Here is a 23431-nt window from a genome sequence, read left to right as displayed (position 1 = left end):
AGGAAGTGATTATATGAACAGAAGAACTGGATTAGCGGCATGGATCATCACCCTTATTGTCGCGTTGCTTATTCCCGGCACAGGCACGCTGTCGGCCGCCGCGCAGGTGCAGAAGATGTACGAAACGCCGATGTCGGAAACCTCGCTGATGGGCACCAATGCTTATGCGCAGCAGTTTTTTCAGGTGCCGGATTACTGGAATGTCCAAAACGCCGTGTTCAGGCTGGACTATAAGGTATCACAGCTTACGATCGATAGTTTATCGGTCGTGACGCTGAAGCTGAACGGCAAGCCTTTCTACACGTTAAGGCCAGGAACGGATACCGGCAAGAAGGTGACCAGACAAATCGGGCTCCCGCTTGAGTATTTGAAGAGCGGCGTGAACGAGCTGACGATTGAAGGGGTTATCCAGACGAAGAATAACGCCGACCAGATGTGCGTCCCGACGCAGGATCAGGGCAGCTGGCTGCAAATTTTCGACAGCTCCGGCGTTGACGTGAAATACGGTCTGAAGCCGGTAGGCGCGAGCATCAGCGATTTCACCCGCCATTTCTTAGGCATGGATACGATTCAGAGCGGACAAGCTGCGGTGTTTGAACCGGGCGAAGCCGATCTGAACGAAACGGAAGCCGCGGTATATGCCTTGTCCGGATTAACCGGCGCAAGCAGCGATGCCTCGCATCTGATTCCGCTTCTGCCTTACCAAGCGGATAACGCGAAGAATAAGCCGCTGGGCATTCTGGTGGGGCTTGCGCAGCATCTTCCGCCCGACATACGCGCGAAGCTGAAGGAGACGGCGCTGCAGGATAAAGCGTTGATTCAGCTTATTCAAACCGAGACGACGTCTCTGCTTGTCGTGACGTCAGATCAAGCGGACCTGCTGAAAAAGGCAGGGCGGTTTATCGGCAATCCGGCCTTGATGGAGCAATTGCAAGGAACGTCCAAGCTTGTGGACGAGACGACGGAGGTCAATACGCCAGCTCAAAGCATCAGCCGGTATTTTCCGCTGACGGAAGCTGGAGACAAGCTGACGGGACCTTCGCACCGGGAGAAAAACTATTTCATCACGCTGCCAAGCAACCGCTCTATTGCGGAAGCAAGCAAGCTGAGTCTGGATTTCCGCTACGCGACCAACCTGGACTTTGACCGTTCAATGGTTACCGTCCTTGTTAATAACGTGCCGATCGGCAGCAAGAAGCTGTCCGCCGAGCGGGCAGGAGGCGATAACCTCGAGCTGACGATTCCGAAGAATCTTGGCATCTCCGGCAACTTTACGATCACGACGGCCTTTGATCTGGAGATCAAGAACGCGGTATGTACCGGCAACCAGGATCAGATGCCTTGGGCGTTTGTCTCCAAAGACTCCGTGCTTCAGCTCAACACGAAGGACCGTACGGATATGCTCTTCAACAACTATCCTTATCCGTTCCTCCGGGACGGAAGCTTTAACCGCGTTGCCGTTGTGCTGCCGCAAAGCCGCGACAACTATACGTATTCGGCGCTTTCCAATCTGTTTAATCTGATGGGGCAGTACGCTACTTCCAATACCGGCGAGATCCGCTTCTATACGGACGAGGTTGCGGAGAGCGAGCTGAAGGACCGCCAGATCATCGCGATCGGCTCCTACGCCGATAATCGTTATATTCGGGATAATAACGATAAGCTGTATTTCAAGTATGACGGGAGCGGTCAAGGCTTTCTGTCGAATGAGAAAATAAGCATTGAAAAGGGCTACGGGGAGAGAATCGGGACGCTGCAGCTTATTGATTCTCCTTATGGCAAAGGTCACGGCTTCCTTGCGATCACGGGAAGCAGCTCCGAATACGTCTACCTGGCATCGAAGCTGGTCGGAAACGCGGGCAGCTTATATAAAATTTTCGGCGACGGAGCCATGGTTGACAAGGACGGACAGGTTCACGCCTTCCGCTTCAAGAAAGAAGCGGAGGCTGAAGCGCCGGCCGTGATTACCCAGGTGCTTGACCGCGGCGACGTTGTCAGCTTTATCATCGCGATTATGCTTGTGCTTGTCCTGGTGCTCGTATCGCTTGTGCTTCTTGTCCGCAAGCATCGGAAGAAGAGAAGGAGGTAGGAATCATGAGACGTAACACAAGCCTGTTATCGGACGGGGGCTTTCTGCTGCTGTTCATCGCGTGCTTTGTCAGCATCTTGTTTACGGCGCGTGATCCGAATCTGTATCTGCAAAACATTATATTCTTGAATGTGGCGTTTCTGATTGCGATCATCACGTATTTTACGACCATCACGACCGGGCTGATCCTAAATATCCTGTTTGTGTTCGGGTATGGCACGTTCACCATCTACCAGACGGTGGTGCAAGGGGATGTTGTGACGGGGCAAAGCTACTTCTGGCTGTTCATGACGCCGGTGTTCACCGGCATCACTTGGATGTTCACCCTGGCAAGCAAGCAGCTTCAAGAGGAGAATGACTCGCTGACGAAGAAGAATGCCTCTCTGGCAACGATGGATGAGGACACGAACCTGAAAAACATGCTGTCCTTCCAGAAGGACACGACGGTGTTTATGGCTTTGTCCGACCGTTACAAGATTCCGCTTACTTTGCTTGTTCTGAACGTCAAATACTGGAACGAGCTGAGACGGATGATTGGCGAGGAGCAGCTGAATGCGGCGGTGTATAACATTACAACGATCAGCCAGACCAGTATCCGGGCTAACGATTCGCTGTACATGCTGACCCAGGAGAACCCGACTTGGGGACTTCTGCTGTTCACGGACCGGGACGGGGCCGATATCGTGATGAATCGGCTTCGGAGCAGGCTTATCGAGATGAACGAGTCGGAGCGGTCCAGCCGCAACCGGTTTGAGCTTAATCTTAGAATGGGCGCTTACGAGTACAATTCGGAAGAAACGCCCACTCCTCTGGAGTGGATCGCCCGCGCTCGCAAGGAACTGGAGTACGATGTATAGCGGAACCTACAGGTTCTGAATGGATAGGAAGAGGCAGCTGCGAAAATTCGCATGCTGCCTTTTTTGAATTATTGCGCAACCGTTTTGAAATAATGATAAATCCGGTTCAGCTTCTGATCCTGCTTGCCTTGCTTCTTCTCCATGCCTCCGAACTCGAAGAACTTCACCTTCTTGATGCCTACATAACGGAAGAGCGCCTTCCGCATCAGCACTTTATGGGCATTGTTCAGCCAGAACAGAGGATAGAGCGATGGCCCTTTCATCGTGGAGACGCATACGACCGACTTGCCCTTGAGGAGTCCTTCCGGGAGGATGCTCCCGTTGTCGCGGTAAGCAAAGTTCGAAGCGAACATCCGGTCAATATAACCAAGCAGCATGGCCGGGGGCCGGCCCCACCAGATCGGATAGACGAACACGATTTTTTCCGCCCAGAGCAGCTGGCTGCGGTGCTTCTCAAGCTCCGGATCGATGTGCATATCGCGCCTTCGTTTATTTTCGTTAAACACGAGAAGCGGATCAAAGGCTTCGGCATATAGGTCGAGCACCTGGATTTCCTCTACATGAGCGTTTTCCTGCAGTCCTTGGATCGTTTTTTGCAGAAAAGAGTAGCTTAGGCTGTTGTGGTTCGGATGCGTATAAACAATAAGGGTTTTCATTGGACACCTTCTTTGTTATCATTTGATAAGAAGTTACCACGCTTCGGAAATAGTTGTCAATAGATAATTGTTATTTGATAATAAAATTATCGCATAAGCCCGTTATAAGGAGATGATTCGATTTGGATTCAAAGGATAAGCTATTCCTGCAGATGGTGTCTCACATTGCAGCCATCCATCAATTGCACTACGATATGACAAAGGGGCTGCCAATGGAGGATATAACGCCTCAGCAATATGAGATATTGGAGTTTCTGTCGGTGAAACAACCGATTACTTTAAGCGAAATCAGCGAATGCATGGGGATCTCGATGCCCAATACGAGCCGAGAGATCCGGAAGCTCGCGGAGAAAGACTTGTGCGAGAAGATCGAGGATCCGGAGGACCGGAGGAAGCAGTACATCCGGCTTGCCCCGGCGGGTGAGGAGAGGATGGCTAACGCCTTCGGACATATGAGACAATTGTTTCTGCAGCAGCTTGAGCATGCGCCAGAGGAAGAGCTGGCCCGGATCTCGGAGGCGCTGGACGTGCTTGGAGCTACTATTTTTCGTACCGAAAGTAAGAGGTGATTATCATCATGACGATATTGATATGGATTGCCGTGCTTGCCGTCATTGTCCTGCTTGTTGCCCTGTTCTTGAAGATTTCTCCGGTGTTTGGCGGCAAGCCGGGGGAGCAGACGCTGGCGCGCATGAAGAAATCTCCCCATTATGAGAAGGGGAAGTTCGTAAATACATTGCCGTCGTCCATGTCGATGTCGCTGCGCGAGAACCTTGAGCTCCTGATGGAATTTGCCCGGGGCAACAAAGGAGCAAAGCCGGCGAAGGCGTTAGCGGTTGAACCGATCAGCCCGCAGTCGCTTCGGGAAAACGCAAGACAAGCTGGCGGCAAAGCGAAAATCACTTGGTTTGGCCACTCGGCACTGCTTCTGGAGCTCGATGGCAAGAAGCTGCTGCTCGATCCGATGCTTGGGCGCGCGCCGTCTCCCGTTCCGTGGATAGGGGGCAAGCGCTTCAGCAGCGCCTTGCCGATTGAGATCGAGGAGCTGCCCGCAATTGACGCTGTCTTATTGTCTCATGATCATTACGACCATTTGGATTACGGTTCGATTAAACGGTTAAAGGACAAGGTGGGACGCTTTTTCGTACCGCTGGGCGTTGCCGCTCATCTCGAGCGCTGGGGTGTCGCTCCCGATCGGATCGAGGAGTTCAACTGGTGGGAAGAAGTCGTCTGGGAAGGGATTAGAATGGCTTGCACGCCTGCCCGCCACTTTTCCGGCCGGGGAATGACGGGACGCAACGGGACGTTATGGTGCTCCTGGGTACTGCACGGCAAGGCCGCGCGTATTTTCTTCAGCGGAGACAGTGGCTATGGACCGCATTTCCGTCAGATTGGGGAGCAATACGGACCGTTTGATCTTACGTTAATGGAATGCGGGCAATACGATCCAAGATGGGCGGCCATTCATATGATGCCCGAGGAGTCGGTACAGGCGCATCTTGACGTGAAAGGCGAGCTGATGATCCCGATTCATTGGGGAGCCTTCCGATTGGCCATGCATGACTGGAGCGATCCGGTGGAGCGGGCCGTCAAGAAGGCACGGGAACTGCGCGCGAAGATTGCCACTCCGCGTATTGGAGAGCCCGTTCGGATTGGAACGGAGACATATCCCACTGCAGAATGGTGGCGTTTGTCATAACAATAATAAGACCGTATTCCTGTCATAAGGAACACGGTCTTATTTGTTGCATGGTTAATCTTTTATCTGCTTAATCCTTAGTTGGGTTATTTCGATTGAGACGTGCTAGCCTGCTTGCGGTCCCATCGGAATACGCGGTTCATCACGTTAAATATGAGTTTGTTCTCCTTCGTGAGGAGGGGGCCAAGAATGGCCAGAATCAGAACATACAAGGCGGCAAACGGCTGGATTACCGCCATAAGCGCGCCCGCTTTGGCGAGATTCGCCATAATGATGGAGAACTCTCCCCGCGATACGATGGTCAATCCGATATTTACCGAGGCTTTGGGGGACAGTCCCGCACTGCGTCCGGCGAGCATGCCGGCCGTCAGATTGCCGATCAGCGTGACGGCAACGGCACCCAGCGATAGCCAGACGGCTCCGCCTAAAGCGGTTGGATCGATGGTTAATCCAAAGCTGAAGAAGAACACGGCACCGAAGAAGTCCCGGAAGGGGAGGATCAGCTTCTCGATCCGCTTCATATGCTCGGTCTCGGCAAGCACGAGGCCAAACAGCAAAGCGCCAATGGCTTCCGCGACATGAATCGTCTCGGAGAGACCGGCTACCAGGAACAGTCCCGCGAAGATCACTAACCCAAACAGTTCGTTTGACCGGATGTTCAGCAGCTTATTAAGCGTCGGTGCCGCTTTGCGGCCAAGGGTGAGCAGAGCAAGCATAAAGACAAGGGCAATAACGGTGGAGAGAATAATGCCGCCAATCGAGGTCGAACCGCTTAAGACAAGACCGGACAGGATGGAGATATAGACGGCCAGGAACACATCCTCGAACATGATGATCCCAAGAATCATCTCCGTCTCCGGATTGGCGGTACGCTTCAGATCAACCAGTACCTTGGCGACAATCGCACTGGAGGAAATGGTTGTAATTCCGGCGATCACGAGAGTCTCCTGAAAAGGAAAGCCGCTCAGCCAGCCGAACAGGAGGCCTAGAGTAAAGTTAATGGCGATATAGATCGTGCCGCCGACCGCAATGGAGCGGCCGGATTTGATCAGGCGTCCGACGGAGAATTCCAGCCCGAGATAGAAGAGCAGGAACAAGACGCCAAGCCTTCCCATGAACTCGATAAGAGGGGCGCTTTCGATAAAACGGAAGTCGAAATGCCAGAGCTCTACCGAATGCGGACCTACGGCCATCCCGATCAGAATGTAGAACGGAATGACGGAAAAGCGGATTTTTGCCGACAGCAAACCAGCCACGGCGATAAGCGCAATAGCGAGGCCAACCTCAAGTATGATGTGATCCATAGGCATTAATCACATCCATTCATGAGGATTTTTTTCAGTTCTTTGTGCTGCGCGCGTTCTCCGGCAACCACGATTGTGTTATCGGCGGCCAGAATCACCTCTGGACCCGGATTAATCTGCTTGGCATGGCTCGCGGACAACAAGGCAATGACGGTTGTTCCCGTATTTTTGCGGATGTTCAGCTCTCCGATGGATTTGCCGACGCAGGCATAATGAGCCTCTAGTTTGTACCATTCGATAATCAGCTCGTCGAGAGCAACCTCAATTGTCTCCAGCATCTTTGGTTTATAAGTCATGCCGCCAATCATAGCGGCAGCCATTCTGGCCTCGTCGTCATCCAGGGTAATCATGGAGATGCTGGATTCCGGGTTGTCGTGGTGGAAATGGTAGCATTCCCGGCGGCCGTCGTTGTGGACGATAATGACGAGCTGATCGCCGCTGCGGGTATTCATCTGAAATTTTTTCCCGATGCCGGGCAAGTCGATTTCACGGATATTCATAAGAGAGTACCTCCTCGAGTATGATCGAACTTCTATTCGTTTGTTCAATGGGCAGCACAAATCAGACCTCCGCTATTCAGTCTTGAAAACGGAAGAGGATACGGATTGTCCTTAAACGATCGAATAGGATGTCGTCAGCTTGAGGGGCATGAGCAGGCGTTTGAGCCGCTGCAGGAAGAAGAAGGGGATTAGAAAGACAGCTCTCACCTGCGGGAGCAAGCGAGGGTAATTGACCCAGCTGTAGATGACAGCTAGCAGCGCAACCATGGCAAGAAGCTTGCTGGCAGGAGACACGGTTACCCGCTTAACGGCTTTCATGCTGTTTGGCAGGCTGTGCTCGATATGGGCACGGCTTGATTTCGACACGTCGAAATTGCTGCCAAGCATCATGGTTGGCATGCTGAACAGAATGAAGGCGCCAAGCAGAAAGAGAAGGATAGTCAGACGACCTGAAGCACGGTATGTTTTCATGAATGACGCCTCCCTTCTGATTGTATCTTCTGTGCCGTTCCAGAGCTTATGCGTGAATCGAGCCTTACCACTTCTACGTAAAAGCAGCTATTCAGGTTTCAATCCTTTATTTGGAATTCAACTTTACTTGTGCCTGCTTGGCTTGCGAGGATTGCTGAAGAACGCGGTATACAGCGCTCAAAGCCACCAGAAGCAAGGCTCCTGCCAAGACGGGAGTCAGCAGGAAAGACCAGCCTGCTCCGGACAGGATAACCACAAGCGGATCAGCGCCTGCCGGCGGATGAATGGTCTTCGTTATCTGCATGAAGGCGATCGACAACGCCACCGCGGCAGCCAAGGTCCAGGCATGATGGCCAAAAACATGGAAGAAGGATAGCCCCGTCAACGTGCTGATAAGATGGCCGCCAATGACATTGCGCGGCTTCGCAAGAGGACTGTCCGGAAGGGCGAATACGATGACGCAGGAAGCGCCAAATGGTGCCATCAACATGGCCAGCCCGGTCGCATCCTCAAACAGAAATAAAAGAAAGATGGCGGCGAAAGCACCTGCGGCAGGCCACAGGAAGCGAATAATACGGTTAAACATACAGTCCGAATCTCCTTTACGATCGATTGCTTCGATGGTATCATGAGCGTAGTGATTTGAAAAATGAATAGTTATGATTGCATCCATTTGTGAATGAAATACCTAGGGGGCTGAATATCTTGCTGGATCAATGGGACGGGAGATCGCTCCGCACTTTTCTGACGGTGATGGAGGAGAAGAACTTCAGCAGGGCCGCAGATAAGCTGGGCTATGTGCAGTCTACCGTAACGACTCATATTGCCCAGCTCGAGAAGGCAAGCGGCAAGAAGCTGTTTGATCGTCTGCCTAGAGGCGTTGAGCCTACGGAAGCGGGAGCTGCGCTTGCCCGGTTTGCGAGTCAATTCGCGGCGTTAAGCCAAGCGCTGGAGGAGGATCTTCTTCGAACCGAGCAGCCGCGGGGGGTGCTGAAGGTGAGGGCATTGGAAGCTTACTGCGTGACAAGCCTGCCTGATCTGCTGGCCTCTTACTCCGAGAGCTACCCGGATGTTGAGCTGCAGCTATCAACGGGGTTTATGGAGGATATTTGCGGCTTGGTGCTTGACCAGAAGGAGGATCTGGGGATTGTGCCCCGTGATCCAGAACATGACGGTCTCGTATTTGTACCGCTGCTTGTAGAAGAATTGGTGTGGGTAGGAGCTCCGGAGCGAAGGGGCAGCGGGAAGCAGGTTTATATCAGCTACGGGAACGCCTGCTTGTATCACGAGCTGGGGGAATCGTCCCTCCGGGAAGCCGGATACCAAGTACATGACCGCAGAAGCTTTCCGAGTATAGAACTGATCAAGCGCATGGTTCAGTCGGGGTTTGGGATATCCTTGCTGCCAAAGGCAAATGTAGAGGAAGAGCTGCAGGCAGGGAAGCTGATGAAGCTGGATTTCCCAGTACCGCAGCCTGTTCATCAGGGCTTTGTCCATCTGAAGGGCAAGCAGCTCCGGCCGGCGGCTGCCGCCTTTATGGAGTGGGTGCGCTCGGGTCTTACGACATGAAAAAAGCGGTGTTCCTGATTGTGGGAACATCGCTTTTTTGTATATTAGCTCGTTCGTACGAAAAATGCTTGCAGGATTAGCACGATCGTACTAATATGGGGGTAACAGCATATTCAAAGGAATAGAGAGGTTGTCGATGGTGAAGGGAACACGGGAAAAGATACGGCAAGCCTCGCTGGAGGTTATCGCTAAACGCGGCTATACGGGGTTTTCTCTAGGCGTGGTTGCCGAGCATTTAAGCATTAGCAAGGGCGTCGTAACGTACCATTTTCCGCGGAAGGATCTGATCTTTGTCGAGCTTGTGGAAGGTTACTTCCGCGATGCGGCAGAGTATATGGGCAAACATATGGTTATTGATAGATCAGCGATTGATGCGCTGGAGTCCTATGTGGACAGCAATCTGCGTTATGTGGCCGAGAACCGGCACGCGACACTTGCCATCATTCACATAATTGCCAATCATCGCGGCAAGGACGGAGAGCTGGCTTTCGCGGATAAGGATAATGGGATCTACCAGCCGCTTATCGAAATTTTCGAATATGGCCAACAGGAAGAAAAGTGCTTCAGAGCGTTTAAGCCTGGGCTGATGGCGATGCTCGTAAGAAGTGCCATCGATACGCTAAGCGGGAGAATCGCAACGGGGGGAATCAAGGATCTCGATGAGGCCATCAAGGAGACGATCAGGACGTTTACGCTTGCGACAAGGAGAGATGGGAATGAACAAGATTTAGAATGACGGGCTGCAAATTCTCGGGATTATCCTAAGCTTGGTTGGTCTTGCTACGGTCGTCCAGCCGCTGATTAAAGCCATTTTCACGCATGAGCTGAAGTATCAGTTCCTAGGCTTGTTACCGGTGGGATGGCCATCCTTTGCCGCATGGGCGGTTATTCTGGCGGTTGGTCTTGTCCTTGTGACGATTACGAAGGGATTGAAAAAGGAGTAAAGGAAGAGGTTGACCGGAAATGAACTAAAAAAGGCCGTTCCCGAAGAGGGGAGACCCTCCAGCAGGAACGGCTTTGTATTTATTGATCTTTTATTGGCGGTAGATTGGAGCGCCAAACGGTGCGCCGTCTGCGCCGCCGTCCACTTGAAGCTGGGCTGCCTGCACGAAGGAGGAATCATCCGAAGCCAGGAAAAGCACGGCATTCGCGATTTCGTCCGGTTCGCCAAGACGGCCAAGCGGAATGGTTTTGGATAGACCGGCCTCCAGCTTCGCCATGTGGTCAGCATCCGTTGCTTTCCAGATAGGCGTTTTTGTTGCACCCGGCACAACGGTATTCACCCGGATGCCGCGCGGGGACAATTCGGAGGCGAATACTCTTGCCATACTAGTGACAGCGCCTTTGCTGGCTGCATAAGCGGCTCTTGTCAATCCGCCCGTTGTGGCAAGGACCGAGCCCACAAGGATAATCGAAGCGCCTGCTTGCAAATGCGGTACTGCCGCCTGCACGGTGAAGAAGACCCCGGTTACGTTTACCTTCAGAATTTGTTCGAAATCATCCAGTTTCGTATCGCCTAGAGGCGTACCGCCTGAAATACCGGCATTGGCAAAAACAATGTCCAGTCTGCCAAACCGTTCAATAGCTGCCGCAACGGCCTTTTCTGAACCTGCCGGATCTGCTGCTTCGGCCTGAACAGCGAGAGCATGCTCTTCGCCAAGCTCCTTAACGGCTGCTGTTAAAGAATCCTGATTGCGGCCCGTAATAACGACCTTTGCGCCCTCCGCAACGAATTTTTTTGCCGTAGCCAGCCCGATCCCGCTGTTTCCTCCCGTAATCAATGCAACTTTTCCGTTTAATTTAGCCATTGTAATCACTACTCCTTCAGGTTTTATTATTACCGCAATAGTACTTAAAATTTAAGAATGATCGTTCTAGAAAATTTAAAAAAATTAATCCAGCATAGACATTGTCGTTTCAATAATCTGATGTAATTTCTCTCTTTTGTATTGGGTCTTAACTATCACCCGAAGTCCCGTCAGCGCATTGTTGAAGTAGGAAGCTAACAAATCCGCATCAAGCTCTGCGGCGAGTTCACCGGTCTGCTGGCCTTTTATAATGAGATCGCGTATAAGCTCTTCGGTAATGTCCCAGCTCTGGCTGACGCAAGCTTCAAACTCGGGATCATGCACCGCAAGCTCCACGGCGGTATTAACCATCAGGCATCCTTGCGGGCGTTCCTCATTCTCCGCAACAGCGGCTTCGAGCAGGGTACGGATGGCAGCCTTGGACGTGAACGAACCGTTCGCCCTCTGTTCAATGGACTTCCAGACCGTATCGCCATAACGCTTCAAAGCGAGCAAATATAAGGCATGTTTATCACCGAATGTATCGTATATGCTCCGTCTGTGAATGCCCATATGCTCGACAAGATCCTGCATGGAGGTCTTCTCGTAGCCTTGGGTCCAGAACAGCTTCATCGCCTTCAGCAGCACAGCGTCTTCATCAAATTCTTTGCTTCTGCCCAAGTGTTCACGGCCTCCTTTCGAAAACAAGAATATCATATTGAGAACGACCGGTAAAGAATTATTTTTTACTGATCGTTCTTAAAAAACTGGAAAAGGGGAAGTAGATCATATTCGCAATTGTACTTATTATGAATAATCTCCCGGAAAATATCCCGAGTACGTCTCTTCGCCCTAATTAGTTGCAATAGCATTCTATTTCGCATATGATGAAATTAGTTGCAATAGCATTCTATTTGGGAGGAGGAGATCACTTGAGCGAAAGTTGGAAAGGACAAGAGAATGCTTCGGAATCGCATGGTCCTTACATTTCGGCGATCTACCGCCACATGCAGGTTCACATCTCGGCTGAGCTTGCGCCGTATCAGATTGGGAGCGGTCAGTATATTTTTCTGATGGCGATTGCCTCCGGGCAGCCCGTTACGCAGAAGGCTTTAAGCGAGAAGCTGTTTATTGACAAGACGACTACGGCGAAGGCTATCGCCAAGCTGGAAGCGGAGGGCTACGTGCGCAGAGAGCCCGATCCGGCAGATAACCGCTACCATCTGCTTTATTTGACAGAGGCGGGCCACGAAGTGGTGCCCAAGGTGCAGGAAGCCTTAAGCCGGATCAAAAACAAGACCAGAAGCGGTATCAGCGATGAGGAATATGACCTGCTGTTAAGGCTGTTAAAGAAAGTGCTTCACAATTTAATGGATTAAGGGAGGATGGTTAGAATGATTGCTCAGCCATTTATCGCAGTGGAGAATTGCAAAGAGGAAATCAAGTATTATCAAAGCGTCTTTGGCGGCGAGATCGTGATTCTGCGCCGGCAGGGGGATATCGTTCTAAATGCGGATCTCCACGTGGAAGGAGCATCCTTAAAGTTCGCGGATACGCAGGCAGCCAAGCCGGCCGTGAAAGGCGATTATGTGAGAGTGTTTCTGAAGCTCGACACGGAAGAAACATTCAAAAGAATCTATGCCGAGTTTGCGGGGAGCGGAACGGTCCAAACCGAGATGTATGAAGCTCCGTTCAATGGATATCTTGCGATTGTGACGGACCGAAACGGCGTATGCTGGGTGCTTTCTTACTATAGGGATTAATATCGAGATAAGAATAAGGTGCGGGAGAAGCTCCCGCACATTTGTTGATTTAAACCAATGGCATACATAGTGGGAAAAGCTGAGATGGATCTGGACATGTTGGAATAGGTGGCGATGGAATCCCCGGAGAGTAAGTTGGCTCCCCTGGGGAGTAAGTCGGTTCCTCCGGAGAGTAAGTTGGCTCTTCCGGAGAGTAAGTTGGCTCTTCCGGAGAGTAAGTCGGTTCCTCCGGGGAGTAAGTCGGCTCTTCCGGAGAGTAAGTCGGTTCCTCCGGGGAGTTAGTTGGCTCCTCAGGAGTTGTAGATGGCGATTCCCCAGGTGAAGCGGATGGCTGTTCTGGAGACGCGCTCGGCTGAGGAGTACTCGCTGGAGGCGATGTGTACACCGGTGTTGGCGTTGGAGTAGGGCTTGGGGTTGGCGGTACATACTGCTGTTTGGCTTCGTACGAACCTGTCAGCAGCAAGTCGCGTGTTGCATTGGCTTGTCCGCCAAATTTTCCGTCAGTGCCATTATTCAGAATCTTTAACTCAAGAGCCAGCGCCACATAACCTTGCGCCCAATCCGATACGGTTGTATCCGAACCGTCCTTGGTTTTTGCGTCCGTATCTTTGCCTAGAACCCGGACCAGGAAGGTTGCGAGCTGTTCTTTGGTTACTTTGCCTGCCGGATCGTAAATGCCTGCTCCGTAGCCCTCCGTAATGCCTGCATTCTTAAGTGCTTCAATGTACGGAAGAGCATAGCCGTTTGCCGCGTCATCGGCTTTCACATCCTTGAAGCTGGATGTCTTCAGAGCGTCATCCACCTTGAGGCCCGTGATGAGGGCCGCGATCTTCGCGAACTGGGCGCGGTTCATCTCGTCCTTCAGGCCAAACGTTGTGTCGGACACGCCGTCGAAGATTCCCGCGCTGATCATGGCGTCGAATTTGGCTTTTGTAGCCGCGTCCAAGTCCTTAAGATCAGTGAAATCCGCGGATGTCTTTGTGCTGGCAAAGCTAAGCGATGCGTAAGAGCAGAGAAGTATAGCTAAGGCGATGCCTGCGATTTTCTTTTTCATCAAAATCATTCCTCCCCTTTAGAATGCAACGAATGTCGTCAAGACAAGTAATTGCAAAGCCCTGTAGTTTTTGAGCTCATACTGTTTATATCGGAAACGGTTTATATTTCTTGGATATGAAGAAATAGTAAATTTAAAATTTTAGTGCCGCTTCTCCGTGATAACGAAAGGAACGATATCTTTTGTAGTCATGAGTAATTAGCTCCTCTCCGGTTGGATGGATTTCGTCTTGATCTTCCCGAATGGCTTGAAATAAGTAATGAAAACAATTAGGAGGAGACATAATAAATTAAATCTTGCCATGATAATCATGGACAGCCAGGTAGCCTGGTAGGTCTAATTCCATGAGGCTGCAAAACCCATCTCCGAGATCATATCCGCCAGTGACGCCGTCCAATTATCCAGAAACAAGATACCCATCTACAGGCCAAGCACCAGCATCCCCAGTGGCCGCCAATCCACGACGCGGCCACGATCACATGTATCGTATCTGCCCTCCGTCTACTCATTAAGCCTAACGCAGCCACTTATTAAGCCATGCGGCGAGCTGCTGCCGTCATCTCCGTATTCGACGGTCGATATGGAGCAGGCGCTTCGCTCCGTAGAGAAATTCAAGGGCTTTGAGATAGAAGCCGTCATCTGCTATCACGGAGGGCTGCTCCGAGGAGAGATCAATAAGCTTATTGAAGCTATGGCCGGAAGGCCGATGTAAGGAAGGGTAAAGGCCGGGAGTCTCCTGCGTGGAGGCTCCCGGCCTTTAGTTTATCCCGATAAATTTTAAGGCAACGGGAAGTTGCCGCTGACCAGAAGTCCAAAGCAGGCCGCGTTGACGAGAAACGTAATGCCGGCGCCGATCAGCAGGCCTTGGACGATGCCGGTTCTTTTATTGAAAATCAGAATCGCAGGCAGCAGGTAGACAATTTGAGCAATGCTTATGAAGAAGAAGCCGATCGGGAAGAGAAACAGCAAACAGTGCAAGACGGCCAATATCCCGATTCCCAGAAATACATGCTTTACATGATGAGGAGATTTTTGATACGGCGATTTGTTTGGGCTGCCCGGCTGATTGGCGTGGTTATCCCCGTCATTGGCTCCAGTCATAAACCTTACCTCCCGGACGCATGTCAAATTCTTCTCTCAGCTCAGCGAGCTTCTGCTCCTGCTCAGCTGTTCGGTAGAACATATTGTAGGTGTCAAAAGGAATGATTCTGCCATCCGGATGCGCAATATGCACGCAGGATTTCTTGACGGAGCGTACATCGAAGTTGTACGGATCCAGAAACTGCATGATGATGACCCGAAATACATTGTCGTAGCTGATATGCTCCGGCACGGATACAAGCGGCAGGCAGCACAGAAGACTTTTGAGCGACAAGGCGGAAGACGTTGGGGAATGCGCGGTTGAGAACAGCTCGAAAATCCGCTCCTTCAGCGTCTCATCCTGCTCGAACACGATCGTATTGCGGCCGCCGTCGAGCAGAATTTGCGGATCGATTAACCCCGTTAACGGGATAGCCTGTCCGCCAAGCTTTAATGCATAGCCCATTGCCAAGGCATCGGGGTGGCATGGCACCGGAATCATGTCTTCCGGGCGGAAAACACCCGATTGATCAATAATGCCCTGCCGCACTTCGCTTAGAGTCAAACGGTCCGTGGCAGGATCGAACTCCTCGAGCCGCCCGGCCGCCTGAATCGGCTGGAACGTTACGCCGCGTACAGCGCGCTGCTTCAGGCCGTATTGAATAATATCGCCAATCTCATGGTCGTTAAGACCTTTCTTGAGGGTGACGACAAGAGTGGTCGAAATATTGAATTCGTTCAAATGCTCCAGCGCCCGGCGGCGCACATCGCGCAGATCAACCCCGCGCAGCTCCTTCAGCGTCTCTTCCTCGAAGCTGTCGAATTGCAGATAGATTTCGAACCCCGGCATATATTGCGCCAGCCGCTCGGCGAATTTCCTGTCCTGCGCTATGCGAAGGCCGTTGGTGTTCACCATGACATGCTTGATCGGCTTGCTTTTGACCAAATCGAGAATCTCGAAGAACTGCGGGTGGATCGTGGGCTCGCCCCCGCTGATCTGTACGATATCCGGCTCGCCTTCGTTGCGGACGATAGCATCAAGCATGAATTCGATCTGCTCCAGCGATCGATAGGAGCCCGCATGCGGGGAAGACTCCGCGTAGCAAATCGGGCACTGCAGGTTGCAGCGTTCCGTAATCTCCAGCAGCGTCAGGCAGCTATGCTGCTCGTGATCGGGACATAGCCCGCAATCATAAGGACAGCCGTAGCGGATCGGGGTGTTCCACACCTCCGGCATCTCCGCAGGCTTCAGAAACTCCCGGCATTTCTTGTAATAGTCCGCATCGCTTGCGATCAGCACCTTTTCCCGGCCATGCTGCCCGCAATATTTCAGAAGGAATACCTGATTATCCTCAATAATGACCTTCGCTTCCACCTTGCGCAAACATTTGGAGCATACGCTATTCGTCAGCTCGTAGAAAATGTAGGGTCTGTTTTTGGTTGTCATCGTTATCGTTCCTTTCTATGTGAGCGTTGCGGCTGCACCAGCCACTTGGATAGGAGAACAAAGTAATAGATTAGCCCGGCGATACAGGCAAGCTGAATATGGTTCAGTCCGAGATAGAAGTGAGGCGTAGGCTTCGTGAAATCGATCGCGAAACGGAATGACAGATACCCGGTCATAAACAGCTGGAAGATCGCTCCGTCAGGCAAGGTGCCTCTCCTTTTCCAGTGGAAGAGGAAGGCTCCAAGCAGCAGCAGGAAGGCAATCTCATAGAGCTGCGTCGGATGCCTGAAGACGCCGTCGCCGAAATCGATTCCTGTAATCCAGGTAGTGGCCACGCCGTAGGTATGATCATCAAGGCCGGTCAGGAAGCAGCCAATCCGTCCGATCACCATGCCGACGATAAGCGGCAAGGCCATGTCATCACCCGTGGAGCGGGAATAGCCAATTCGCTTCTTCGTCCATTCGACGCCAATTAGTCCGCCAAGCAGCCCGCCAACAATCGTTTTGCCCTCCATGAGGTAGGTGTAGCTGTTCCAGTTGGCAAGCGTCAGCTGCGGATCCTCGAACCAATACAGCAGCTTAGATCCGATAGCGGCACCAAGTATGGCGCCAACAATCACCCACATGCCCTGCACGATCGGAATCTTGTCCTTGGTGCGGGTGTAGAGATACACTCGGAAGCCTATAAAATAAGCCAGTGTTTCAAAGACCGCATGCGGATGCAGCTTAACAAAACCAAGATTAATCCAGACGGGGAATGACATTGCGTGCTCCAATCTCTAGTTTTGGTTGATTTTGTATAGATTCGCTGATCGGGGCGGAAACTCCTTTCTTTTCCCAATTGAGTGTGCGATGAACCAGAGATTGAGAATGAGACAGCAACATTACGAAACGGCTCCCATGTTACAACTAATGGTGTAAAAAACAGGAGGAGTTGAGCAAAACATGAGTCATTTAAATGGAAAAATTGCCTTGGTTACAGGAGCAAGCAGAGGGATTGGCCGTGCTATCGCGCTGAGACTGGCCAAGGAGGGAGCCATGGTGGCGGTTCACTATAACGCTAATCATGATGCGGCGGCGGAAGTTGTCCGTCAGATCGAGCAAAACGGGGGGAAGGCCTTTGCGCTAGGGCAGGAGCTTGGGACCGCTGCTAGTGCCGTTAAGCTGTATGAAGCATTGGATGCGGCCCTGGAGCAGCGTACGGGAGAAAGGTACTTTGATATTCTCGTCAACAATGCGGGGGCAGGGCTTGTTGCCGCAATCGAGGAGACAACGGAGGACGCTTTCGACCAAGTTATGAATACCAACGCAAAAGCTCCCTTCTTCGTCATCCAACAAGCGTTGCCCCGCTTAAGAGACGAGGGCAGGATTATTAATCTGTCCTCCGCGACAACGAGAATTTCCCTGCCCGGGGTTGCGGCGTACAGCATGACCAAAGGGGCGATCAATACGCTTACGCTATCTTTAGCAACCCAGCTTGCTCCGCGCGGGATTACCGTTAATGCTCTGCTGCCCGGTTTTATCGCCACGGATATGAATAGGGCATTGCTGCAGGATGAGTCGGGGTATCAGTTTGGCGCACAATATTCGAGCTTTGGCAGATGGGGGGAACCTTCCGATATTGCGGATGCCGCAGCGTTCCTGGCTTCTTCGGACAGCCGCTGGATAACGGGGCAATGCATGGATGCAAGCGGCGGTTCGCATCTGTAGCAGAGTACGCCTTTGACCGCTAAACATAGAAAGGGCCGGGAATCTCTTCTAAGTGACTCCCGGCCTTTGTATTACCCTTCCAGCACGGGAAGCAGGATATGGCTTGGATAATCCTCGGAATGATGGATCGTCTGCACAGCCGGGATCGGCTCCGGATCATCATACGGGTTAAGGCCCGTATTTGAGTTCAGGAACGCCACAAACTTGCTGGACGATGTAACCGAGAAGCGGATGCGGTGTCCGGCAGGGAACCGATCGCGATATTCGGCAGGAAAATATCGAACCGCTCCACTTGGCCGGGAGTCAGCAGCTCCGGCTTATCATATCCCTTGCGGTATTTGGCGCGGACGATGTAGCTGGACAGCAGAATCGAATTGTCTGCTTCATCCACGTCGCTGAGCGCGACCACCCAGTCGGTATCCACCGCGGAGCTTGCCGCGTACAGCACGGCGGACAGCTCGCCGGCGACGGTTACCGGTTGTTCCAGCTTGTCGCCCGTATAACAGAGCACGTCCTGGCGAAGCTCGATCGTCCGGCGGTTCTCCGGGATCCGTTTGCCGGAATCAACGACCGGATCGGCCGGGCTGTAGACGTAGTGATCCGGCTCGTTCAGCTCCTCATGCCGCGGAAGGTTAAGGGACAGCTTGCCATCGCCAAAGGCGGAATTCGCTCTTCCGCCGCCGCCGAGATAGAACGGCGTGACCGCCGCTTCGGCCGGCGTCCAATCCTCGGACGTACGCCACTGGTTCTCGCCAACGACGTAGTAGCTGGCGCGGGGCTCTTCGTTGATGCCGTTGGCTGCGCCCTTCAGGAAATGGTCAAACCAGCGAAGGACGTTAACGTCATAGTCGTAAACGACGGCATTCTCGCCAAAGGCCGTGCCTTCCAGGTCGCGGGCGCGGTTAGGGCCGTGCCCCTAAGGGCCAAGCCAGATTTTCCGGTTAGGGACGTCATGCTCGGTGAGCAGGCGACCTGCTTGCTGCCGAATGGAATACAAGATTTATTTTACCTCAAAAGCAAAATGGAATGTTAGGAGATAGAAAAGAGCCTGCCCGTTTCCGGGCAAGCTCTTTTTGGTATACGCCAGCTCTAGCTGATTTGGCTTCGGTATATGCGGTTTCGCCCGTTTCGTTTGGCCGTGTATAAAGCCTGGTCGCATCTTGTATAGATGGACTCCATATGCGTAAGCTGATCGGGAACGAGGGTGAGCACGCCAATGCTGATGGTATAAGGAACGGGCAGGCTGCTTGAAGCGGTTTCCAGCGTGGTTTTGATCCGCTCTGCCAGTTCGGTGGATTCAAGCTCGTTTTTCCCGGATAACAGAATGCCGAATTCGTCTCCTCCATAACGCACAAACAGGTCGTCCTCGCCTAATTGCCGCTTGAATCGTTTCGTAATGTCCTTCAGTACAAGATCCCCCGTATGATGGCCGTAGGTATCGTTAATACCCTTAAAGCTGTCGATATCAAACAGCAGATACGATACGGCTTCTTTTTTCCTGGCGCAGCTTGCAAGCAGCGGCTTGGCTTTTGCCGTAAACGTCCTTCGGTTCAACGTGCCGGTCAGATCGTCGTAGCTGGCGTAATGAAGCAGCTCCTGACTCGATTTCTCCTTCCACAGCAGCAGAAATCCCATGATGCTCAAGATCGTAAGAATATAAATCGTCACCAGGTAGACCAATTGGTAGATGCCCGGCGTGTAAAAGCTTGCCGATACGTCCGTTAAGAGAGCGGTCGCTCCCCGGATCAGATTCGCCGCGATTACAAACAGGTAAATATAGCCGATTACCTTCATTAATAGGGATGGCCCTTTGGTCAATCGGTACAGGGGTGCCAGAATAACGGGAAGAGCGAGAGAGCAATAGGCGATTCGCAAATTCTCCTGGTTGTGGATGAGCATGACCAGATGAAATCCCGCAATGCTCAGCGGGATTAAGAGCCTGTACATCCATTTAAAACCCCTGCTCCACTCGTTCCTTAATCGCAAATAGGCGATGCTTTCGAGAGATGCTCCGATAAACATAAGCGAATTCGCTGCGGAGATAGTCAGAAAGTCCGGGATCTCGCCGCGCAATACGACAAGAAACCAGGAGCAGGATTGGATGCATTTGGCCAGAAAAAAGGTTCTGACGGGCAGCGCCTTGATGACGTCATGCCAGTAAGCGCTTATAAGAATAAATGTGAATAAGTATCCGATGCCTAGAAAAATAAGGATTGTAGTAGAATCTAGCAGTATGTTTATAATTGTCACCTGCCTGACGAGAGGAATATCCGATACTGCAAATTATATCAGCATGTAGGAAAGGGTTGGAAGGTCCCAATTTTAAAAAAGCAGGCCAAATTTCATAGTTTCTAATTCAGATTGATTTAAGGAACGGGAGCTACACTGACAACAATAGGAAAAATGAAGCAGTCAAGGAGGCTGCATACATGGAGGGTTGCGGCCGTTAAGCTTCAGAAGAGGGAGGCCCAACGGAAATTGCCGCGTGCCATCTAACTGAAAATAGGAACATACACCGCCAACCATCGAGAAGTACAGGAATGCCGTTCGGTTAATTTTAAGTCGCTTGAGGAGCAATCCTCTAGCGATTTTTTATTTATCCGACATATACAGGCTATTGAAGGAGACAACTTGCGAGCTTCCCGCATAAAATGTAAGCGTATCACATTCCTCTAATTCGGAGGTGATGAAAAGTGCTAGGATCATTAACGCTTTGGATGGAAGTCGCACTGTGGGTCGTAATGGGCTCGATGGCTGCAAACTTGCTGGTTGATTTGTTCAAATCGGTAACAGGAGGAAAATTCTCGACAGACTTCGTATTGGGCTATCTGAAAGACATGGTGTATTATGTGCTTCCGCTGCTCCTTCTTGCAGGGCTTGCCGCAATGGATGTAACCGGCTGGGTCGTTCTCGTCGGCTATTACTTGGGCGCACTCGCCGTACTCCTGAAGTATCTCATGGACTTGAAAGGTAAACTATAATTCATCTTAGATGCAGCTTGTCCGCCAGCTGGAATATAGGACGGAGCATCTTTGGATAGGATAGGCCGGGCCTCCTTAGGGAGTGCTGCGGCCTTTGTGCTGTCTGGGAACCTTTACGGCAATAGGGAAAGGAATGACTTTGTTGCAGAGGACAAGGGAACCCCGCGCAGCGTTGCGATTCCAATATGACGGCCGGGCAAAGGCTGAGTAAGAGGGATTTCAACCAAGTCGCCTCTACCGAGCTCCTCCTGAACGTAATTGCGAATAACAAAGGCAAGGCCAAATCCGCTTCTGGCAAATTGGACGAGAAGGTCTACGCTGCCAAGCTCGAACTCAGGGGTGAAGGTAATTCCCTGCGACGAAGCATAGTCATCCAGATAACGTCTCGTACGGCTTCCCTTTTCGAGCAGAAGGAGTGGGTATCGGTTTATTTGCTCCAAGGAAAGCGGAGGGCCGTCAGCAAGTGATTGATAGCCTCTGCCTCCAACAAAACAGTCTTGCAGGGAGGTGCTCTCCCGAATGTTTATTTGTTTATCGGTTACGGGCAGGCTGACGATTCCGAAGTCAATGTGGCCTTCTTTCAGAAGGTTAATGGTTTCGGGTGTCGTTCGATTCGTCACGCGGACGCGGACTCCGGGATGCAGCTCGTGGAATTGCTCCAGATAAGGCAGCAGAAAATGCTTGCACAACGTGTCGCTCGCGCCTATAGCGATCTCCCCGGTGTTCAGATTGTTCATTTCGGCTATCGCTTTTTCTCCAATCTGAACGGAGAGGAAGGCCTGCTCGATATACTGCAGCAGCACGGTTCCTTCCGCGGTTAAGGTAACTCCTCTAGGCGTTCGGAAAAACAACGGTCCTCCAAGCGCGCTCTCCAGTTGCTTGACCGTATGACTTACCGCAGGCTGCGTAATATGCAGCTGTTCAGCGGCTTTGGATAAGCTGCCGGTCTTCGCAATCCAATAAAAGACGCGATACCATTCCAAATTCACTTCCATCGATATTCCTCACATTTATATCGGATATTAGTTATATGAATTATTCTAATATACTTCCTTGGCTTTATCATTAGCTTTGTAAGCCAAACGATAGAGCGGAGGTTGCGATGATGACAGTAACGGCCATTGTAGGGGCGAATTGGGGCGATGAAGGAAAAGGGAAGGTGACCGATTTATTAGCCGGACAGACTTCCTATGTCGTTCGATTTCAAGGCGGAAGTAATGCGGGGCATACGATAATCAACGACTTTGGGAAGTTTGCTCTGCATATGCTGCCTTCAGGCGTTTTTAACCCCAACGTTACGAATATAATTGGTCCGGGGACTGCCCTGGACATCGGTGTGCTGCTGGATGAATTAAAGGATTTGTCCGCGCGGGGAGTTCCGACTCCGAGACTGATGATTTCCGATCGAGCGCAGCTTGTGCTGCCGGTACACCGGCTGCTCGATGAGCTTGAGGAAGAGCGGCTGGGGAACAACGGCTTTGGCTCGACGAAGCGGGGGATTGCTCCTTTTTACGCGGACAAGTACATGAAGCTGGGCATTCAGGCCGCCGACTTGCTAGAGCCTGCCCGGTTACGCAACCGGATGGAGCGTTTGCTTGAAACCAAAAACGTGCTCCTGCAGCAATTTTACGGTCGGCCGTCAATTCAGGCGGAGGAATGGCTGCCGGAGCTGCTCGAGCAGGCAAAGCTTTTGGCCCCTTATATTGGGGATACGACCTCCTTGCTTCATAAGGCTTATCGACATGGAGATCCCATTTTGCTTGAGGGACAATTAGGGGCGCTTCGAGATCCGGATCATGGTATTTATCCATTCACGACCTCTTCCTCAACGCTTGCGGGTTATGCGCCGGTAGGTGCCGGCTTGCCTCCATATGCTGTTCAGAACGTGATTGCGGTGACCAAAGCCTATTCCAGCTGTGTGGGAGCAGGACCATTTGTTACCGAGCTGCATGGAGAGAAGGCCGAGGAGCTGAGGAAGCGTGGAGGTGACGCAGGGGAATACGGCGTGACGACCGGACGGCCAAGACGCGTCGGTTGGTTCGACGCCGTTGCTACGCGTTATGGCTGCCGTCTTCAGGGAGCAACATCGGTTGTCTTAACGAATCTCGACGTTCTAGGCTATTTAGAAGAGATCCCGGTCTGCGTGGGCTACGAGACAACAGGCGGAATCATAGATAATTTCCCTATTACATCGAAGCTGGAAGGTGCCAAGCCCGTATATCAGCGGATGCCTGGCTGGAAGTGTGAGATTTCCGATGCGAAACGTTACGATGAACTGCCTGACGCGGCCAAACAATATATCGAATGGATGGAATCGGAGATCGGAGTACCCATCGAGACCATATCCGTCGGACCAAGACGTGATCAGGTGATAAAGCGATAAGGCAGAAGGTTAATACTCCGGGATAGCCGAAGGCAGAGCTCTCAGAAACAACTGGATGCATATTCCATTCCTCCTTCGCTC

The 23431-nt window shown here is 51.8% G+C and carries 27 protein-coding genes; 12 read left to right on the top strand and 15 right to left on the bottom strand.

The genetic code is table 11. The features are described 5' to 3' along the window. Nucleotides 1–13 precede the first annotated feature (13 nt). On the top strand, nucleotides 14–2089 hold the full coding sequence (locus tag M3194_RS20260) for a cellulose biosynthesis cyclic di-GMP-binding regulatory protein BcsB (protein WP_251655897.1): 2076 nt from the start codon (nucleotides 14–16) through the stop codon (nucleotides 2087–2089). 5 nt (nucleotides 2090–2094) lie between these two features. Next, entirely contained in the window at nucleotides 2095–2946 is an 852-nt protein-coding gene (locus M3194_RS20255; protein ID WP_251655896.1) for a diguanylate cyclase domain-containing protein, read from the top strand. Nucleotides 2947–3014: 68 nt separating this feature from the next. Here M3194_RS20255 and M3194_RS20250 read toward each other — a convergent pair whose 3' ends face one another. Continuing rightward, nucleotides 3015–3602, bottom strand: a complete 588-nt coding sequence (locus M3194_RS20250; protein WP_251655895.1) for an NAD(P)H-dependent oxidoreductase — start codon at nucleotides 3600–3602, stop codon at nucleotides 3015–3017. 122 nt (nucleotides 3603–3724) lie between these two features. Between M3194_RS20250 and M3194_RS20245 the strand changes: the two genes are divergently transcribed. Together M3194_RS20245 and M3194_RS20240 are read left to right on the top strand one after the other, a co-directional pair. Then, nucleotides 3725–4171, top strand: a complete 447-nt coding sequence (locus M3194_RS20245; RefSeq protein WP_251655894.1) for a MarR family winged helix-turn-helix transcriptional regulator — start codon at nucleotides 3725–3727, stop codon at nucleotides 4169–4171. An 8-nt stretch (nucleotides 4172–4179) separates the two neighbouring features. Continuing rightward, entirely contained in the window at nucleotides 4180–5301 is a 1122-nt protein-coding gene (locus M3194_RS20240; RefSeq protein WP_251655893.1) for an MBL fold metallo-hydrolase, read from the top strand. An 86-nt stretch (nucleotides 5302–5387) separates the two neighbouring features. Here the strand turns inward: M3194_RS20240 and M3194_RS20235 are convergent, their stop codons facing one another. From M3194_RS20235 to M3194_RS20220, 4 genes are all read right to left on the bottom strand, one after another. Continuing rightward, entirely contained in the window at nucleotides 5388–6605 is a 1218-nt protein-coding gene (locus M3194_RS20235) for a cation:proton antiporter (RefSeq protein WP_251655892.1), read from the bottom strand. Between the two features lie 5 nt (nucleotides 6606–6610). Then, nucleotides 6611–7105 (bottom strand): cation:proton antiporter regulatory subunit, encoded by a 495-nt coding sequence (locus tag M3194_RS20230; RefSeq protein WP_251655891.1) that lies wholly within the window; start codon nucleotides 7103–7105, stop codon nucleotides 6611–6613. Between the two features lie 111 nt (nucleotides 7106–7216). After that, nucleotides 7217–7576 carry a hypothetical protein gene (locus tag M3194_RS20225; RefSeq protein ID WP_251655890.1) on the bottom strand — a complete coding sequence of 120 codons (360 nt, stop codon included), beginning with the start codon at nucleotides 7574–7576 and terminating at the stop codon, nucleotides 7217–7219. Between the two features lie 106 nt (nucleotides 7577–7682). After that, on the bottom strand, nucleotides 7683–8162 hold the full coding sequence (locus tag M3194_RS20220) for an HPP family protein (RefSeq protein WP_251655889.1): 480 nt from the start codon (nucleotides 8160–8162) through the stop codon (nucleotides 7683–7685). A gap of 119 nt (nucleotides 8163–8281) precedes the next feature. Between M3194_RS20220 and M3194_RS20215 the strand changes: the two genes are divergently transcribed. The 3 genes from M3194_RS20215 (at nucleotide 8282) to M3194_RS20205 (ending at nucleotide 10089) form a co-directional block, all read left to right on the top strand. After that, nucleotides 8282–9145: a LysR family transcriptional regulator gene (locus M3194_RS20215; protein WP_251655888.1), complete on the top strand. Its 864-nt coding sequence runs from the start codon at nucleotides 8282–8284 to the stop codon at nucleotides 9143–9145. Nucleotides 9146–9281: 136 nt separating this feature from the next. Beyond that, nucleotides 9282–9881: a TetR/AcrR family transcriptional regulator gene (locus M3194_RS20210; RefSeq protein WP_251655887.1), complete on the top strand. Its 600-nt coding sequence runs from the start codon at nucleotides 9282–9284 to the stop codon at nucleotides 9879–9881. Nucleotides 9882–9912: 31 nt separating this feature from the next. Continuing rightward, nucleotides 9913–10089, top strand: a complete 177-nt coding sequence (locus M3194_RS20205; protein ID WP_251655886.1) for a hypothetical protein — start codon at nucleotides 9913–9915, stop codon at nucleotides 10087–10089. A gap of 90 nt (nucleotides 10090–10179) precedes the next feature. On the opposite strand, the gene M3194_RS20200 is transcribed toward M3194_RS20205, so the two are convergent. Then, the gene (locus M3194_RS20200; protein WP_251655885.1) at nucleotides 10180–10953 is read right to left on the bottom strand and encodes an SDR family NAD(P)-dependent oxidoreductase; all 774 of its coding nucleotides are present in this window, start codon (nucleotides 10951–10953) and stop codon (nucleotides 10180–10182) included. Between the two features lie 84 nt (nucleotides 10954–11037). After that, the gene (locus M3194_RS20195) at nucleotides 11038–11613 is read right to left on the bottom strand and encodes a TetR/AcrR family transcriptional regulator (protein ID WP_251655884.1); all 576 of its coding nucleotides are present in this window, start codon (nucleotides 11611–11613) and stop codon (nucleotides 11038–11040) included. Nucleotides 11614–11864: 251 nt separating this feature from the next. Here M3194_RS20195 and M3194_RS20190 point away from each other — a divergent pair, with 251 nt between their 5' ends. Then, complete coding sequence (locus M3194_RS20190; protein ID WP_251655883.1) at nucleotides 11865–12311, top strand: MarR family winged helix-turn-helix transcriptional regulator; 447 nt, start codon at nucleotides 11865–11867, stop codon at nucleotides 12309–12311. Between the two features lie 15 nt (nucleotides 12312–12326). Further along, nucleotides 12327–12695, top strand: coding sequence for a VOC family protein (locus tag M3194_RS20185; RefSeq protein ID WP_251655882.1), 369 nt, complete (start codon nucleotides 12327–12329; stop codon nucleotides 12693–12695). Nucleotides 12696–12744: 49 nt separating this feature from the next. Here M3194_RS20185 and M3194_RS20180 read toward each other — a convergent pair whose 3' ends face one another. From M3194_RS20180 to M3194_RS20165, 4 genes are all read right to left on the bottom strand, one after another. Next, entirely contained in the window at nucleotides 12745–13749 is a 1005-nt protein-coding gene (locus M3194_RS20180) for an S-layer homology domain-containing protein (protein WP_251655881.1), read from the bottom strand. A gap of 777 nt (nucleotides 13750–14526) precedes the next feature. Next, the gene (locus M3194_RS20175) at nucleotides 14527–14850 is read right to left on the bottom strand and encodes a hypothetical protein (protein WP_251655880.1); all 324 of its coding nucleotides are present in this window, start codon (nucleotides 14848–14850) and stop codon (nucleotides 14527–14529) included. Beyond that, a complete protein-coding gene (locus tag M3194_RS20170; protein ID WP_251655879.1) occupies nucleotides 14834–16276 on the bottom strand; it encodes a radical SAM protein in 1443 nt (480 codons plus the stop codon). The genes M3194_RS20175 and M3194_RS20170 overlap by 17 nt, the downstream gene beginning before the upstream one ends. Before the next feature lie 2 nt (nucleotides 16277–16278). After that, nucleotides 16279–17040: a prolipoprotein diacylglyceryl transferase gene (locus M3194_RS20165; protein ID WP_251655878.1), complete on the bottom strand. Its 762-nt coding sequence runs from the start codon at nucleotides 17038–17040 to the stop codon at nucleotides 16279–16281. A gap of 181 nt (nucleotides 17041–17221) precedes the next feature. On the opposite strand from M3194_RS20165, the gene M3194_RS20160 reads away from it, so the two are divergent. Further along, nucleotides 17222–17986, top strand: a complete 765-nt coding sequence (locus M3194_RS20160; protein WP_251655877.1) for an SDR family oxidoreductase — start codon at nucleotides 17222–17224, stop codon at nucleotides 17984–17986. 71 nt (nucleotides 17987–18057) lie between these two features. Here the strand turns inward: M3194_RS20160 and M3194_RS20155 are convergent, their stop codons facing one another. The 3 genes from M3194_RS20155 to M3194_RS20145 form a co-directional block, all read right to left on the bottom strand. Further along, entirely contained in the window at nucleotides 18058–18186 is a 129-nt protein-coding gene (locus M3194_RS20155) for a hypothetical protein (RefSeq protein WP_251655876.1), read from the bottom strand. Continuing rightward, nucleotides 18174–18875, bottom strand: coding sequence for a CocE/NonD family hydrolase (locus M3194_RS20150; protein WP_251655989.1), 702 nt, complete (start codon nucleotides 18873–18875; stop codon nucleotides 18174–18176). The genes M3194_RS20155 and M3194_RS20150 overlap by 13 nt, the downstream gene beginning before the upstream one ends. Nucleotides 18876–19075: 200 nt before the next feature. Next, nucleotides 19076–19933 carry a GGDEF domain-containing protein gene (locus M3194_RS20145; protein ID WP_251655875.1) on the bottom strand — a complete coding sequence of 286 codons (858 nt, stop codon included), beginning with the start codon at nucleotides 19931–19933 and terminating at the stop codon, nucleotides 19076–19078. Nucleotides 19934–20679: 746 nt separating this feature from the next. Here M3194_RS20145 and M3194_RS20140 point away from each other — a divergent pair. Further along, nucleotides 20680–20967: a hypothetical protein gene (locus M3194_RS20140; protein WP_251655874.1), complete on the top strand. Its 288-nt coding sequence runs from the start codon at nucleotides 20680–20682 to the stop codon at nucleotides 20965–20967. Nucleotides 20968–21080: 113 nt separating this feature from the next. Here M3194_RS20140 and M3194_RS20135 read toward each other — a convergent pair whose 3' ends face one another. After that, on the bottom strand, nucleotides 21081–21962 hold the full coding sequence (locus M3194_RS20135) for a LysR family transcriptional regulator (RefSeq protein ID WP_251655873.1): 882 nt from the start codon (nucleotides 21960–21962) through the stop codon (nucleotides 21081–21083). Between the two features lie 110 nt (nucleotides 21963–22072). Between M3194_RS20135 and M3194_RS20130 the strand changes: the two genes are divergently transcribed. Beyond that, nucleotides 22073–23350, top strand: coding sequence for an adenylosuccinate synthase (locus M3194_RS20130; protein WP_251655988.1), 1278 nt, complete (start codon nucleotides 22073–22075; stop codon nucleotides 23348–23350). The last annotated feature ends 81 nt before the right edge of the window (nucleotides 23351–23431 follow it).

It is taken from the genome of Paenibacillus glycanilyticus (assembly GCF_023715145.1).
Classification (GTDB): domain Bacteria; phylum Bacillota; class Bacilli; order Paenibacillales; family Paenibacillaceae; genus Pristimantibacillus; species Pristimantibacillus glycanilyticus_A.
Note: the sequence above shows the minus strand (reverse complement) of the source record. Positions and strands in the feature narration are given on the sequence as shown.

What these genes read in the sequence shown, in the direction of transcription:
- M3194_RS20130 (WP_251655988.1), top strand. Translation starts at nt 22,073, where the DNA reads ATGACAGTAACGGCCATTGTAGGGGCGAATTGGGGCGATGAAGGAAAA.
- M3194_RS20170 (WP_251655879.1), bottom strand. Translation starts at nt 16,276, where the DNA reads ATGACAACCAAAAACAGACCCTACATTTTCTACGAGCTGACGAATAGC.
- M3194_RS20165 (WP_251655878.1), bottom strand. Translation starts at nt 17,040, where the DNA reads ATGTCATTCCCCGTCTGGATTAATCTTGGTTTTGTTAAGCTGCATCCG.
- M3194_RS20240 (WP_251655893.1), top strand. Translation starts at nt 4,180, where the DNA reads ATGACGATATTGATATGGATTGCCGTGCTTGCCGTCATTGTCCTGCTT.
- M3194_RS20230 (WP_251655891.1), bottom strand. Translation starts at nt 7,105, where the DNA reads ATGAATATCCGTGAAATCGACTTGCCCGGCATCGGGAAAAAATTTCAG.
- M3194_RS20160 (WP_251655877.1), top strand. Translation starts at nt 17,222, where the DNA reads ATGAGTCATTTAAATGGAAAAATTGCCTTGGTTACAGGAGCAAGCAGA.
- M3194_RS20180 (WP_251655881.1), bottom strand. Translation starts at nt 13,749, where the DNA reads ATGAAAAAGAAAATCGCAGGCATCGCCTTAGCTATACTTCTCTGCTCT.
- M3194_RS20145 (WP_251655875.1), bottom strand. Translation starts at nt 19,933, where the DNA reads ATGTACAGGCTCTTAATCCCGCTGAGCATTGCGGGATTTCATCTGGTC.
- M3194_RS20135 (WP_251655873.1), bottom strand. Translation starts at nt 21,962, where the DNA reads ATGGAAGTGAATTTGGAATGGTATCGCGTCTTTTATTGGATTGCGAAG.
- M3194_RS20175 (WP_251655880.1), bottom strand. Translation starts at nt 14,850, where the DNA reads ATGACTGGAGCCAATGACGGGGATAACCACGCCAATCAGCCGGGCAGC.
- M3194_RS20185 (WP_251655882.1), top strand. Translation starts at nt 12,327, where the DNA reads ATGATTGCTCAGCCATTTATCGCAGTGGAGAATTGCAAAGAGGAAATC.
- M3194_RS20235 (WP_251655892.1), bottom strand. Translation starts at nt 6,605, where the DNA reads ATGGATCACATCATACTTGAGGTTGGCCTCGCTATTGCGCTTATCGCC.
- M3194_RS20250 (WP_251655895.1), bottom strand. Translation starts at nt 3,602, where the DNA reads ATGAAAACCCTTATTGTTTATACGCATCCGAACCACAACAGCCTAAGC.
- M3194_RS20220 (WP_251655889.1), bottom strand. Translation starts at nt 8,162, where the DNA reads ATGTTTAACCGTATTATTCGCTTCCTGTGGCCTGCCGCAGGTGCTTTC.
- M3194_RS20210 (WP_251655887.1), top strand. Translation starts at nt 9,282, where the DNA reads ATGGTGAAGGGAACACGGGAAAAGATACGGCAAGCCTCGCTGGAGGTT.
- M3194_RS20255 (WP_251655896.1), top strand. Translation starts at nt 2,095, where the DNA reads ATGAGACGTAACACAAGCCTGTTATCGGACGGGGGCTTTCTGCTGCTG.
- M3194_RS20260 (WP_251655897.1), top strand. Translation starts at nt 14, where the DNA reads ATGAACAGAAGAACTGGATTAGCGGCATGGATCATCACCCTTATTGTC.
- M3194_RS20225 (WP_251655890.1), bottom strand. Translation starts at nt 7,576, where the DNA reads ATGAAAACATACCGTGCTTCAGGTCGTCTGACTATCCTTCTCTTTCTG.
- M3194_RS20200 (WP_251655885.1), bottom strand. Translation starts at nt 10,953, where the DNA reads ATGGCTAAATTAAACGGAAAAGTTGCATTGATTACGGGAGGAAACAGC.